The following is a 12,918-nucleotide window of genomic DNA, read 5'->3' on the forward strand; positions in this document are numbered from 1 at the left end:
CTACCGGTGCGGGCGGCCGGCGACCCGGGCGGCCGGTCCCGGCGCCTCTGCGTTACCACATCCCGCCGTGGTCCTGTTCGCAGTCGACGAAGAGTTGGAGCACATCGAGCGACTCCGCGTGCCAGCCATCGACCTCGGCCCGGGAGAGCCCCGCCTCGTGGTGGCCCAGGGGCTCCTCGTGCCGCAGCCGCTTGACGATGACCCGGCACATGCCGGACTCCGGGCTGCGGCCCTCGCCCGCAGCGAGGTATTCCCAGAACCGGTCGACCACACGCGTGTCGGGCGCGAGGACCAGTCCCCCACCGGTGAAGACGGCCACCGGGTCGACGTCGGCAGGGCCGACGAACGACCGGAGCAGGTTGCAGCCGCAGGTCCCGTCGCTCCAGTCGGAGTCGGCGAGCTGCCGGTAGCCCTGGCCGACGGTCAGCTGGTCGGCGTAGGCGACGGCGTGGGCGTTCTCCGGGCGCAGCAGCAGGAACACGCTGCCGGCCAAGAGCCCGCCGCAGCAGAGCAGCGCAACGGCCACCGTCGCGGCGACCAGCCCGATCACGTGTCCGCGCCGCACGCCCGCCCCCGTTCCCGACCGTCCCGGCCGCTCGCGCCCGGGTGACCGTACCGGCAGAAGACCCGCGGCGGAAGCGCGCTTGGTGGGGGCGTCACCACCATCACCGGGGAGGTGATCGCGACCTACGAGCCGGTCTGAGCCGCCCGGTCCGGGGCCGTACCGACGGGTCCCGGCTGGGGCCGCAGCCGGGCACTCAGCCGGCCGACGGCGTCACCGACCACCGCCGAGGTCATCGGCAGCAGCGGACTGGACCGCATCACCGCCAGGTCCTCCGCCGGGGTGGTGGCGCCGTCGAGGAAACGCAGCACCCGCTGCGCCGGGTTGCGGTCGAAGAGCCGGTCGAAGAACTCCGGGCCGCCGACCGTCCCGCGGTCCAGCGCCCGCAGCGCGACGGCGTCCATCCACAGGTGCCGACGCGGGTACGCCGGCCGGGGCACGGGGGCCCGGCCGGCGGCCAGCGCCCGGGCCACGTCGTCGGCCTGCCGGTGCATGGCGGAGAAGGTGAACCCGGTCGACGGCCGGGTGGCCCCGCCGGCGGTGCCCAGCCGCACCACCCTCGGCGACGGCCGGCCCTCGAACGGGGCGTCGGTCATCGGGATCACCCCGTCCTCCACCTCCCGCACCCTCAGCGCGGTCAGGTCGAGGCCGAGCAGGTCGGCGTAGCCGCGCAGTGCGGCGTCGTACCCGGCGTCGGTCAGCCGCCGCGGGGAGAACTCGGTGTACTCGACCAGGGCGTACCGGTCGCTGACCGGCAGCACGTAGCCGAAGGAGACGCCCCGCACCGGTTGCGGGGTGCGGAAGTCCATCAGCACCGCCCGGCCCGGGTCGAACACCGGCCCGGCCGACTCCAGCCACCAGCCCCGGAAGTGCTGCAACCAGCTCGTGCGCCCCGCCCGCCGGGGTGGCCGGGGGCGGGAGTCCAGCACCCACCGGGCCCGCAGCAGCGCCGCGCCGTCGGCGTCCCGGACGGTCACCGACCCGCCGTCGTCGTCGAGGGCGCCGACCGCCGCGTCGACCCGGGTGGCGCCGAGGCGCCGTTCCGCCTCGGCGGCCCGCTCGTAGACCGGGGCGGAGCGCAGCATCGCGTACCGCAACGGGGCGAGGTCGAGCCGGCGCCGCCCGGCCGGCGTGGTCACCTCCACCTGCCGCCAGCTCGCGCTGAGCATCGGCTCCAGGTCGGTGCCGGGCGTACCCCAGAACGCCCAGGTGCGGTCCTGGCCGCGCTTGCGCACCGGGTCCACCACGGCGATCCGCAGCCCACGCAGGTCGTGCCGATCCAGCGCGGCGAGGAGCAGGGAACCGGCGCCGCCACCGCCGACGACGGCCAGGTCGACGTTGTCCACCCGAACACGCTGTCACACCCTCCGGCCCCCGCCGGGCCGAGCCCCCACGGCACGCCGCCCGGCCGGTACGGTGCCACGGCATGAGCAGCACCCCCGCCAACGCCCTCACCGCCCGCTGGGCCGCCCTGATCGACGACCGGCAGACCGTCCTGTCCGGCGCCGGGGCGTACCCGCTGCTGGCCCTCCTCGCCCGGCACGCGGCCGGTCCGGCCCGCGACGAGCTGTCCGCCGTCGCCCCCGACGCCACCCCCTACGACCTGGCCGCCTCCCCCACCACCCGGCTGGCGCTGGGCTTCTGGGCCCGACGCGAGCTGCGACTGAACCCGACCTGGCTGCGCACGGTCCCCGCGTCGATGCGGGGTGAGCTGACCGGCGACCGGGCCGTGGACCAGCCCGTGCTGGACCGCTGGGCGTCCACTAACACCGACGGGCAGATCCAGCAGATGCCGATCACGGTCACCCCGGACACGGCGCTGGTGCTGGCCAGCGCCCTGTCGGTGCTGACCGGCTGGGCGGCGCCCTTCCAGGAGGGCTGGTGCGAGCCGCGGCAGGGTCCCTGGCAGGGGCGGCGGCTGATCGGTCTGCACCGGTACGGCGGCGACCCCCGGGCGTTGCGGGTGGCCGACACCCCGGCCGGACCGGTGAGCCTGCTGACCGTCGCCGGTGAGGCGGACGTCGACGTGGTGCTGGCCCTCGGCGAACCCGGGCGCCCGGCCGGCGCCGTGCTGCCGGCCGCGATCCGCGCCCTCACCGGCGGCCCGACGCTTCCCGATACCGCCGGGCCGGGCGTCACCGAGGAGACCGTCGAGGCGTTCGACGACCGGCCGCAGCTGGCCGTGCACACCGTCGCGTTCCGCGTCGACGCCGACCACGACCTGCTCGACCGCGCCGAGCTGTACGGGCTCGCCGCCGCCACCCGCCGCGACGCGGACAACTTCCCCGGCATCGCCCCGCTGCTCTACGTCTCCCAGGCCCGGCAGACCGTCACGGCCGAGTTCAGCGCCACCGGCTTCCGCGCCGCCGCGGTCACCGCCATCGCCATGGCACCCGGCTCCGCGCCACCCCGGCACCGCTTGCGGGCGCGGCGGGTCAGCCTCGACGTCGACCGCCCGTTCGGTTTCCTGGCCGTGCACCGCCCCACCGGCCTGGTCCTCGTCGCCGGCTGGGTGACCGAGCCGACTCCCCGCTGACCGGGCGGCACACCGGTCCGGGCCGGCGCGTAGGTTCGTACCGGCACAACCTGGAACGACCAGGGCACGGACGGGAAACCGGGGGGACACCATGGCCAACACGCCGGCACCACTGCGGGTCGGACTGCTCGGATACGGGCTGGCGGGCCAGGTCTTCCACGCCCCGCTGATCGCCGCGACCCCCGGGCTCCGGCTGGACGCCGTCGTCACCGGCAACCCGCAGCGGCAGGAGCAGGCCCGCAAGGACCACCCGGACGCCCGCGTCCTCGACGACGCCGACCGGCTGTGGGAGTCGGCGGACAGCCTCGACCTGGTCGTGGTGGCGACGCCGAACCGCACGCACGTGCCGATGGCCCAGGCCGCCGTCACGGCCGGGCTGGCCGTCGTGGTGGACAAGCCGCTGGCCGCCACCGCGGCGGAGGGCCGCGCCCTCATCGCCGAGGCCGACCGGCGTGGCGTGCCGCTGACGGTGTTCCAGAACCGCCGCTGGGACGGCGACTTCCTGACCGCTCGCCGGCTGATCGCCGAGGGCGAGCTGGGCCGGGTCCTCCGCTTCGAGTCCCGGTTCGAGCGGTGGCGGCCGGCGATCAAGGAGGGCTGGCGGGAGAGCGCGGCCCCCGGCGAGGCCGGCGGCGCCCTCTACGACCTCGGCGCCCACCTCGTTGACCAGGCGGTGCAGCTGTTCGGGCCGGTGCGCAGGGTGTACGCCGAGGTGGACCGGCGGCGGCCCGAGGCGCAGGTCGACGACGACGCCTTCGTGGCGCTCACCCACGCCGGCGGCGTCCACTCCCACCTCTGGATGAGCGCCGTGACCGCGCAGCTCGGGCCGCGAATGCGCGTCCTCGGCGACCGCGCCGGCTGGACCAGCTACGGCCTGGACGTGCAGGAGGAGGCGCTGCGCGCCGGGGGCCGCCCGGACGCGCCGGGCTGGGGCGAGGTCCCCGCCGAGCGGTACGGCCGGCTCGGTGTCGACGGCGACCTGCGCCCGGTGCCCACCGAAGCGGGCCGCTACCAGGACTTCTACGCGCAGGTGGCGGCGGCGCTGCGGGACGGCACCCCGATGCCGGTCGACCCGCGCGACGCCGTCGCCACGGTGGAGCTGATCGAGCTGGCGCACCGCTCCGCGGAGCGGGGCGAGGTGCTGGCCGTACCGGCCCGCTGACCGCTCAACCGACCCGGACGACCGGCTGCCGGTCGTCCGGGTCGGCGTACGCGGCGGAGACCGTGGCCCGGTCGAACACCCGCCAGGTGGCCGCGGACACCGCCACCGCCACCACGAACCCCACCCAGTACGGCGCCGTCAGTCCGAACGTCGTGGCGATCACGCCGCCGAGTAGGGCGCCCGCGCAGTTGCCGCCGGCGGCGATGAACAGCGTCGTGCCGCCGACCCGCCCCTGCAACGCCGCCGGGGTCAGCCGCTGGCGCAGCGAGTTCGCGACCATGTTCCACAGCGCGCCGTGCACCCCGAAGGCGAACAGCGCCCCGCCGATCAGCCAGGCGCTCGTCGACGCCGCCAGGGCCAGGTGCAGGCCCGCCTCGACCAGCAGCCCGACCCGGATGGTCCAGGTGGCGCCGATCGCCGCGACCAGCCGGTCGCCGACCACCGCGCCGAGCAGCCCACCCACCGCCATGCAGGTGAACAGCAGCCCGTAGCCGACCGAGTCCAGACCCAGCCGGTCGGTGGCGAGCAGCACCAGCACCGCCAGCGCCGCGGTGAGGGTCAGGTTGAGCAGCCCGATCAGCACCGCCATGGTGCGCAGCAGCCGCTGCCCCAGCAGCCAGCGGAACCCCTCCCCGATCTCCGCCCGCAGCGACCGCGCTGGCCGGCGCCCCGCCTCCTCCGCACCCCGGTACGTCCCGGCGACCAGCGCGACGAGCACCGCGCTGAGCGCGTACGTGCCGGCGTTGACCAGGAACGGGATGCTCTCGGCGACGAGGAAGAGGAACCCGCCGAGCGGACCGGCCAGCATCCCGTTCATCAGGGTGGTGCCGCCGCCCAGCCAGCCGTTGGCCCGCTCCAACCGGGCCCGGGGCACCACCGCCGGCAGCATCGCCTGGCTGGCCGAACGGAACACGATCTCGCCCGTGTTGATCACGAAGAGGACCACGTACAGCAGCACCACCCCGGCCCGGCCGGTCAGCATCGCACCGGTCAGCACCGCCAGGGCGGCCACCCGGACCCAGTCGATGACGACCATCAGCCGCCGCCGGTCGACCCGGTCCGCCAACACCCCGCCCGGCAACGCGAACAGCAGCCAGGGCAGCCACGCCACCCCGGACGCCGCCGCCACCACCAACGGGTCGTCGGTACGCGCCGCCACGTACAGCGGCGCCGCCACCGTCGCCATGCCACTGCCCAGCGCCGACATGGTGCTCGCCGCCCACAGCTTCGCGAACCGCCCGTCCCACCGCTCCCCCGTCACGGCGAGGCAACCTACCAGCACGCGGGGACGAATCCCCGTTGAGCGGCGGCGGTGGGGTGTGCGACGGTTCGCCGGTGACCGACTACCGCACCCTCAACCGGGCCAACTGGGACGAGCGCGCCCCCGCCCACGCCGCGTCGCCCGACTACGCGGTGGAGCGCTTCGCCGCCGACCCGGCGTACCTGAGCGAGGTGGTCCGCTTCGACCTGCCCCGCCTCGGCGACGTGACCGGTCTGCGCGGCGCGCACCTGCAGTGCCACATCGGCACCGACACCGTCTCGCTGCACCGGCTCGGCGCGCGGATGACCGGGCTGGACTTCTCGGGCGCCTCGCTGGCCCAGGCCCGCGCCCTGGCCGAGCGGACCGGTGCCGCCGTCGACTTCGTCGAGGCCGACGTCTACGACGCCCCCGAGGTGCTCGGCGTGGGCGGCTTCGACTTGGTCTACACCGGTGTCGGCGCGCTGTGCTGGCTGCCCGACATCCGCCGCTGGGCGGGCGCGGTCGCCGCGCTGCTCCGCCCCGGCGGCCGGCTCTTCCTGCGCGAGGGCCACCCGATGTTGTGGGCGCTGGACGAGACCCACCCGGACGGCCTGCTGGTGGTCGAGCACCCGTACTTCGAGCGGCCGGAACCGCTGGTCTGGCAGGAGCCGGGCACCTACGTCAGCACCGACGCCACGTTCCGGCACAACACCACCCACGAGTGGAACCACGGCCTCGGCGAGGTGGTCACCGCCCTGCTCGACGCCGGCCTCGACCTCACCATGCTCCAGGAACACGACAGCGCGCCCTGGGACGCGCTGCCCGGCCGGCAGACCAAGGACGCCGACGGCGAGTGGCGGCTGGCCGAGCGGCCGTGGCGGCTGGCGCAGACGTACACCCTCCAGGCGCGCAAGCGGTGACTCGCCCCGCATCGGGGTCGGTCCGCAACCGGATCTGAGGTCCCGTGACGGGCATGGGACGATCCACCATGCCCGTCCACGAACCCCTGGCTCGCCGGCCCCGCCCCCACGGCCCGCCTGGACCCCGAACGCCTCGGCGAGCGGATCCTCAACCTGCTGTCGTCGCAGAACATGTGCGTGCTCGCCACCGCCGGCCCGGACGGCCCGCTGGCCACCCCGGTCCGCTACTTCCACCTCGACTTCGCGGTCATGTTCACCGCCGCGGCCACCTCGCCGAAGATGCGCAACATCGCTGCCGACCCACGGGTGTCGGTCGGGGTGTTCGCCCCGCTCGTCGGGCAGGCCAGCAGCCGCGGCGCGCAACTGTTCGGCCGGGCCCGGGTGTTGCGCGAGGGCGACGCCGACTTCGCGCACTGGTGGCCGGCGGTGCGCTGGCAGTCCGACCACGCGGAGCGGGGACGGTCGCTGGACGAGCCACCGAGCGGACCGCTGGTCGTCGTCGAGGCGGAACGGATCGTCTACACCGAACACTGGCTGCGCCGCGAGGGGTACGCCCCACGCCAGTTCTGGCGACGCGCACCTCGGTAGTTCCCGCAACGCCCGGCTCGACCGGCCACGCCGGTCCGGGCGCACTGCCGGGTAGCCGGCTGTGGCGTTGGCCAGTCGCCGCGTCCCGCTGCCCTGCCGTGCTGCCATGGCTGTTCAGGACCCCGTCACGACCCGCCCAGCTCGACGGGATGGCCCGGTTCCTGCTGGAGGCCGGCGTCAACACGCTGGCCAACATCTGCGCGTAGCCGTTCCTGTACGTCCTGGCCGCGGCGGCCGGCGTCGTCCCGCGCAACCGGGTCGGCATCGGCACGGCACTGAGCGTGCTCGCCGTGGTCGCCGCCCTCGCGTGGTTCTGCCGAGTCCTGGACACCGTCCGGTCCCGGGTCATGTTCGTCGGACTGGCACCGCTGGCGGTGCTGCTCACCATCGCCTCGCTGCTCGTCCTGGACGACGCGGCCCCCTGGTGGATCGGCGCCATCGTCGTGGCCGTCGAGATGGCCTTCCTCCTCCGGTACGCCGTCCGGAGCGCCGTCAACGACGTCCAGGACCCAGGCGTGCACAGCTCGGCCAGCTGACCAGCAATCGGCAGGTCTTCGGTCGGACCGTCTCGGCTCCCCGTTCCGAGTTGCCTCACAACCCGTAAGGCGTCCTAGGAGGCTAGCTGGATGCCGGGGGCCCGGTCGGGACCGGTGGATCCGCCGCTGCGAACTCGGCCGAGCCCGTGCCGTCGCGCATTCCACACTGGAGCGTCGACCGATGGACAGCGGGAGCATCGTCCCCACCACGTACATCCGCACCACGCCCCAGCGCCTCTGGCAGGCGCTGACCGAGCCGGCCTTCACTCGCCGCTACTGGGCGACGTGGCCCCGCACGACGACGGGTGCGGCTCACCGTCACCCACGACGACTTCTCCCCCGACAGCGAGATGTACCGGGCGATCAGCAGCGGTGGCTGGCTCGAGCTGCTGGCCCAGCCTCAAGTCGCTGCGGGAGACGGGCGAGCCACTGGCCGCCGCCCAGCGCCGTCGGGCCCGCCGCGGCACACCGTCCGCCGCCGAATCCGGCCGCACCGAACGTCACGCGCCGTCGACCACAGTGGAGCGCCATGGGCCGGATGCCGGCAACAGGGCTCGACCGTCCGGTAAGGCACCCTTGGCTCCGTCGTGAACCCGAAGGACCGCTTCCAGCGCCGCGACCGCCGCCCACCGAGAAACCGGGCGACCCGGACAGCCCTTCCCACAAAGGGACGGGCCCGCGCGGAAGGCCGCTTCCCGCCGCAACGGGACGACCGGCACGAGCAGGTACTACCGGAAGGGCGTTGTGGGCGGTCCTGTGCGGGCATTTCCGCAGCTCCCCGGCGCGAGGGAAAACTCCGGACGGCAACGAAGATTTCTCATTTACGTCGGGCGCGACGCCCAACCCTCCTAGTGTTGGCCACACCGGTGCTTGTTACGGAGTTGGCCACCCGAACGACGTCCCACGCAGACAGCGGACGAAAAGTGAGGGAAGACGCGTATGAAGGCACAGTCAGTTCTCGTATCGACGGCGCTCGGCGTGGGACTCGGCACGCTTCTGCTCCCGGCCGCCGCGCTCGCGCAGACCATCGTGTCACCGGCCACCACACCGGTCGGCGGGACGGTCGTACTCACCACGACCAGCTGCAACCCGAAGGCGGGCGACGCTATCTTCCGTGTCACCGGCCCGAACCGGGACCAGAACGTCCGCTCCACCACCGCCGCCGCCGGCGGCGGCCTGAGCGCGGAACTCTTCACCGCCGGCTTCACCCTTGGCACCTACACGGTGACCACGACGTGCGGTGACGGCAGCTCCGGCGGCAGCGCCACCTTCACCGTCACCCCGATCGGCGCGGCGCCGGCCGGTGGCGGCGGCAGTGACGGCACCACCGGCCTGCTTGCCGCGGGCGGCGCGCTCGCCGGAGCCGCCGCGATCGGGGCGACCATCATGGTCCGCCGCCGACGCCGAGCGGCCGCGCCCGTCGCCTGACCCGTACCTCACACCATCCCTAGGACGGGGTGCCCGCACCGGCGCGACCGGGACGGGCACCCCGACCGCATCGCCGTGTCGCGGGAGGTGAGGCGATGGCCTTCGGCAGGTGGTTCACGCGTACCCGGGCGTCGGTGGCGGCGGTGACGGTGGCCGGCGCCGCCGGACTCAGCCTGATCACGGTGGGACTCACCGCGTCGCCGGCGGGGCCGCCGCAGCCGGGGGTGGGCGCGCGCGGCGCCGACCGCAGCGGATCCCCCGGGCCGGTGCTGCCCCGCTCGGAACCGGTCCGCATCGACATCCCGGCCATCGGCGTCCACGCCGACCTGGTGTCCGTCGCCGGCGACCCGAACGGCACCCTGGAGGTGCCGCCGCTGGACCGCCCCGCCGTCGCCGGCTGGTACCGGCCGGGCGTCAGCCCCGGTGAAGCCGGTAACGCCGTGATCGTCGGCCACGTCGACACCCGCGACGGTCCGGCGGTCTTCTTCAACCTGGGGCGGCTGCGGCCCGGCGACACCGTACGGGTCACCCGCGCCGACGGCCGGGCGGTGACGTTCGCGGTGGACGGCGTCGGGGCGTACCCGAAGCGGAGCTTTCCCACCGCGCTGGTCTACGGGCCGGGCGGGCCGGGCGCGGGGCTGCGGCTGGTGACCTGCGGCGGACGCTTCGACGAGCGCTCCCGCGACTACTCCGACAACATCGTCGTGCGGGCCACCGCCGTGGCCTGACCCACCACCACGGGCGGGAGCACCGCCGTACTACGGTGGGCCCCCGGATCGAGGGCGGCGGAGGTGGACGGTGGCGGCACGGCTCATTCCGCGACTGGGGTCGTTGGTCGACCGGGTGCTCGGCCGCGCGGCCGAGGCGGCCGCGCCGGCCCCGCGACGGTCCAATCCGGACGCCGTGGTCGACTGCGCGGTGTACGTCAACGGCCGCCGGGAGCCCGGCCGCCCGCACTACGCCGACGCGTACGCCCGCTCCCGGCGCGGTCGGAACGCCTTCGTCTGGCTGGGGCTGCACGACCCGGGCGCGGCGGTGATGGCGGCGGTCGGGCGCACCTTCGGCCTCGACGAACTCGTCGTGGAGCAGGCGCTCGCCGACGGGCACCGGCCCACCGTGCAGCGGCACGACCGGGTGACCCTGCTGGTGCTGCGCACCGCCAGCTACGTCGAGCACGCCGAGCTGACCGCCACTTCCGAGGTGATCGACACCGGGGACGTGATGGTCTTCCTGGGCGACCGGTTCGTCATCACCGTCCGGCACGGCGCCAGCGGCGCCCTGACCCCGGTCCGACACGACATCGAGAGCCGCCCGGCGATGCTGGCCGAGGGGCCGTGGGCGGTGGCGTACGCGGTGGCCGCCCGGATGGTCGACCTGTACCTGGAGGTCGCCGCCCACCTGGAGAAGGATCTGGAACGCGTCGAGGAGAGCGTGTTCGCCCGCGACCGGGGCGCCGACATCCAGCACATCTACCAGCTCAAGCGGGAGGTGGTGGAGTTCAAGCGGGCGGTGCTGCCGTTGCAGGAGCCGGTGCGCGCGCTGGTCTCGGACCGGGCCGGTGGGCCGCCGCAGGGGCTGCGCCGCTGGTTCGTCGACGTCGAGGGCCGGCTGAGCCGCGCGGTGGAGCGGGTCGCCGCGTACGACGAGCTGCTCAACTCGGTGCTCCAGTCCCGGCTCGCGCAGCTCGCCGTCGACCAGAACAACGACATGCGGAAGATCGCCGCGTGGGCCGCGATCGCCGCCACCCAGACCGCCGTGGCCGGCGTGTACGGCATGAACTTCACGCACATGCCCGGGCTGACCTGGCGGTACGGCTACGCCGGCGCCCTGCTGCTGATGGCGACCGCCGCGGTGGTCCTGCATCGGCTCTTCCGCCGCTCCGGCTGGCTCTGAGCCCGTCACCCGGTCCGCCGCGACGACAACCTCCCGCCCGACCCGGCGCGGACGGGACGAGCCGGATCAGGGCCGGATCAGGCCCGGCTCACGGCTCGGCGAGCGCGGCCAACTCCCGGTCCAGCAGCTCGGCGAGCCGCGCGACGCGGCCCGGGTCGCTGTCGCCGGTGATGCCCCGGCTGGGCATCTCGACGGTCATCAGCAGGTACAGGTGCAGCCGGTAGAGCCCGAACCGGCGGCGCACGCCCGGGTCGTCGAGGGGCACCGGGCCGCCCGCCGCCTGGTAGCCGCGCAGGAACGCGTCGTCCGGCTCGTCCTCGGCCCGGCGGAAGAGCAGCGGTGAGACCAGGTCCAGCAGTGGGTCGCCGTAGAGGTGCCGCTCGCCGTCGACCAGACCGTTGAGCCGGGGCACGCCGTCCGGCCCGGCGACGGCCAGCACGTTGCCGGCCCAGCCGTCGAAGTGCAGCAGCGCCGGGCGGCGGACCACGTCGAGGGCGGTGGCGTGCCGGTGGACCAGTTCCCGGATCCGTCCCGCCGGCACAGGCAGCGGCACCGTCCAGTCGGTGGCGTCGGCGAGCAGGTCGTCCACCATGGCGGTGAAGGCCTCCCGCCAGGTCGCCCCGGCGGCCCGGCCGCCGTCGTAGCCGTACCGGTCGCCGTCGACCCGGTGCAGCGCGGCGAGCGCCGCGCCGAGCCCGGCGCGGACCGCGTCGACCGGCGCGCCGTCGACAGTGAGCTGGTGCAGGGTACGCCCGGCGAGCAGGCCGGTCAGCAGCCAGTCGCCGAGGACGGGGTCGCTGCCGTGGTGCAGCAGCGGCGGGACGGGCACCTCCGGGGCCCGCGCGGCGACGAGCCGCAGGTAGCGCGCCTCGGCGGCGATCAGCCCCCGCTCGTAGCGCAGCAGCGGCACCTCGGGCGGCGGGCCGACCTTCAGCACCACGCGGCGTCCGTCGTCGAGGGTGGCCGACCAGACCGCGGCGAAGCCGCCCCCGGTCAGCGGCGCGCAGTCGGTCACCGTGAGGTCGGGGCCGAGGGAGGCCGCGACGTACCGGCGCACCTGGTCGGGGTCGAGGAGGCGCTGGGTGGGGCTGCTCATCCGGCGCTCCCGCTGTCGTCGGCGGCGCGGAGCGGGACCACGCCCTGGGCGGGTCGCCGGCGGTCGCGGCAACGGTCGGTGCGGCTCACCTGCGCACCGTATCGGGGCGGTCGCGGGCACGCCGCCCCGTACCGGCCGCGCCCGGCGAACGGCGGCGGCACCGCCGCCCATAGGCTGTCCAACGTGATGTGGCAGCGGTACGTCGCGATCGGCGACAGCACGACCGAAGGGCTCGACGACCCGGACGACGCCGGCGGCTACCGGGGCTGGGCGGACCGGTTCGCCGAGGCGGTGGCCCGGGAGCAGGGCGGCCTGGAGTACGCCAACCTGGCGATCCGGGGGCGGACCACCGCCCGCATCCTCGCCGAGCAGCTGCCGGTGGCCCTCGACCTGGCGCCGGACCTGTGCACGGTGGTGGCCGGCATGAACGACGTGCTGCGTCCCTCCTTCGACGCGCGGCGGATCGCCGCGGACGTGGCGACGATGCAGCGGGCGCTGGTCGGCCAGGGCGCCACCGTGCTGACCTTCACGCTGCCCGATCCGGTGCCGGTGATGCCGCTGGCCCGCCCGCTGCGCGGCCGGGTGGTCATGCTCAACGCGGCGCTGCGGCGGGTGACCGCCGACACCGGGGCCACCCTGCTGGACTTCGCCGCGCACCCGGTCGCCTCCGACCCCCGGCTGTGGAGCGAGGACCGGCTGCACGCCAACAGCGCCGGCCACGAGCGGATCGCCGCGGCGCTCGCGTACACCGCCGGCCTGCCCGGGTACGACGACTCGTGGACCCGACCCCTGGCGGTCGCACCCCGGCGACGCGGGCACGAGGTGCTCCGCGCCGAGCTGGCCTGGACCCGGCGGCACCTGCTGCCGTGGCTGGCCCGGCACCTGCGCGGCCGTTCCTCGGGCGACGACCGGGTGGCGAAGCGCCCGGTGCCGCTGCCGGTCGAGCTGACCTGAGCG

Annotated in this window: 13 protein-coding genes; 9 read left to right on the forward strand and 4 right to left on the reverse strand. The window is 75.1% G+C overall.

The window, feature by feature from the left end; genetic code table 11:
• Nucleotides 1-52: 52 nt before the first annotated feature.
• Together ACTWM8_RS15445 and ACTWM8_RS15450 are read right to left on the reverse strand one after the other, a co-directional pair.
• Nucleotides 53-565, reverse strand: coding sequence for a hypothetical protein (locus ACTWM8_RS15445; protein WP_446209621.1), 513 nt, complete (start codon nucleotides 563-565; stop codon nucleotides 53-55).
• Between the two features lie 122 nt (nucleotides 566-687).
• Nucleotides 688-1,908 carry a lycopene cyclase family protein gene (locus ACTWM8_RS15450; protein WP_446209622.1) on the reverse strand — a complete coding sequence of 407 codons (1,221 nt, stop codon included), beginning with the start codon at nucleotides 1,906-1,908 and terminating at the stop codon, nucleotides 688-690.
• Between the two features lie 80 nt (nucleotides 1,909-1,988).
• On the opposite strand from ACTWM8_RS15450, the gene ACTWM8_RS15455 reads away from it, so the two are divergent.
• Nucleotides 1,989-3,098, forward strand: a complete 1,110-nt coding sequence (locus tag ACTWM8_RS15455) for a serpin family protein (RefSeq protein ID WP_446209623.1) — start codon at nucleotides 1,989-1,991, stop codon at nucleotides 3,096-3,098.
• 91 nt (nucleotides 3,099-3,189) lie between these two features.
• The gene (locus ACTWM8_RS15460) at nucleotides 3,190-4,260 is read left to right on the forward strand and encodes a Gfo/Idh/MocA family protein (protein ID WP_446209624.1); all 1,071 of its coding nucleotides are present in this window, start codon (nucleotides 3,190-3,192) and stop codon (nucleotides 4,258-4,260) included.
• Nucleotides 4,261-4,264: 4 nt separating this feature from the next.
• Here the strand turns inward: ACTWM8_RS15460 and ACTWM8_RS15465 are convergent, their stop codons facing one another.
• Nucleotides 4,265-5,521, reverse strand: coding sequence for an MFS transporter (locus ACTWM8_RS15465; RefSeq protein ID WP_446209625.1), 1,257 nt, complete (start codon nucleotides 5,519-5,521; stop codon nucleotides 4,265-4,267).
• Between the two features lie 74 nt (nucleotides 5,522-5,595).
• Between ACTWM8_RS15465 and ACTWM8_RS15470 the strand changes: the two genes are divergently transcribed.
• From ACTWM8_RS15470 to ACTWM8_RS15495, 6 genes are all read left to right on the forward strand, one after another.
• Nucleotides 5,596-6,420, forward strand: a complete 825-nt coding sequence (locus tag ACTWM8_RS15470) for a class I SAM-dependent methyltransferase (RefSeq protein WP_446209626.1) — start codon at nucleotides 5,596-5,598, stop codon at nucleotides 6,418-6,420.
• A 117-nt stretch (nucleotides 6,421-6,537) separates the two neighbouring features.
• Nucleotides 6,538-7,008 (forward strand): pyridoxamine 5'-phosphate oxidase family protein, encoded by a 471-nt coding sequence (locus ACTWM8_RS15475; protein WP_446214565.1) that lies wholly within the window; start codon nucleotides 6,538-6,540, stop codon nucleotides 7,006-7,008.
• Nucleotides 7,009-7,298: 290 nt separating this feature from the next.
• Entirely contained in the window at nucleotides 7,299-7,544 is a 246-nt protein-coding gene (locus ACTWM8_RS15480; protein WP_446209627.1) for a hypothetical protein, read from the forward strand.
• 939 nt (nucleotides 7,545-8,483) lie between these two features.
• Nucleotides 8,484-8,972, forward strand: a complete 489-nt coding sequence (locus ACTWM8_RS15485) for a hypothetical protein (RefSeq protein ID WP_446209628.1) — start codon at nucleotides 8,484-8,486, stop codon at nucleotides 8,970-8,972.
• A gap of 95 nt (nucleotides 8,973-9,067) precedes the next feature.
• Nucleotides 9,068-9,700 (forward strand): class F sortase, encoded by a 633-nt coding sequence (locus ACTWM8_RS15490; RefSeq protein ID WP_154936819.1) that lies wholly within the window; start codon nucleotides 9,068-9,070, stop codon nucleotides 9,698-9,700.
• Between the two features lie 70 nt (nucleotides 9,701-9,770).
• Entirely contained in the window at nucleotides 9,771-10,865 is a 1,095-nt protein-coding gene (locus ACTWM8_RS15495; protein ID WP_446209629.1) for a magnesium and cobalt transport protein CorA, read from the forward strand.
• 88 nt (nucleotides 10,866-10,953) lie between these two features.
• On the opposite strand, the gene ACTWM8_RS15500 is transcribed toward ACTWM8_RS15495, so the two are convergent.
• Nucleotides 10,954-11,961 (reverse strand): phosphotransferase family protein, encoded by a 1,008-nt coding sequence (locus tag ACTWM8_RS15500; protein WP_446209630.1) that lies wholly within the window; start codon nucleotides 11,959-11,961, stop codon nucleotides 10,954-10,956.
• A gap of 186 nt (nucleotides 11,962-12,147) precedes the next feature.
• On the opposite strand from ACTWM8_RS15500, the gene ACTWM8_RS15505 reads away from it, so the two are divergent.
• Nucleotides 12,148-12,915, forward strand: a complete 768-nt coding sequence (locus ACTWM8_RS15505) for an SGNH/GDSL hydrolase family protein (protein ID WP_446214566.1) — start codon at nucleotides 12,148-12,150, stop codon at nucleotides 12,913-12,915.
• Nucleotides 12,916-12,918: the final 3 nt, after the last annotated feature.

It is taken from the genome of Micromonospora sp. IBSANI012, assembly GCF_052814045.1.

Excerpts from the sequence above, each read along its gene's own strand:
- ACTWM8_RS15460 (WP_446209624.1), top strand. The coding sequence starts at position 3,190 with ATGGCCAACACGCCGGCACCACTGCGGGTCGGACTGCTCGGATACGGG.
- ACTWM8_RS15490 (WP_154936819.1), top strand. The coding sequence starts at position 9,068 with ATGGCCTTCGGCAGGTGGTTCACGCGTACCCGGGCGTCGGTGGCGGCG.
- ACTWM8_RS15485 (WP_446209628.1), top strand. The coding sequence starts at position 8,484 with ATGAAGGCACAGTCAGTTCTCGTATCGACGGCGCTCGGCGTGGGACTC.
- ACTWM8_RS15505 (WP_446214566.1), top strand. The coding sequence starts at position 12,148 with ATGTGGCAGCGGTACGTCGCGATCGGCGACAGCACGACCGAAGGGCTC.
- ACTWM8_RS15455 (WP_446209623.1), top strand. The coding sequence starts at position 1,989 with ATGAGCAGCACCCCCGCCAACGCCCTCACCGCCCGCTGGGCCGCCCTG.
- ACTWM8_RS15500 (WP_446209630.1), bottom strand. The coding sequence starts at position 11,961 with ATGAGCAGCCCCACCCAGCGCCTCCTCGACCCCGACCAGGTGCGCCGG.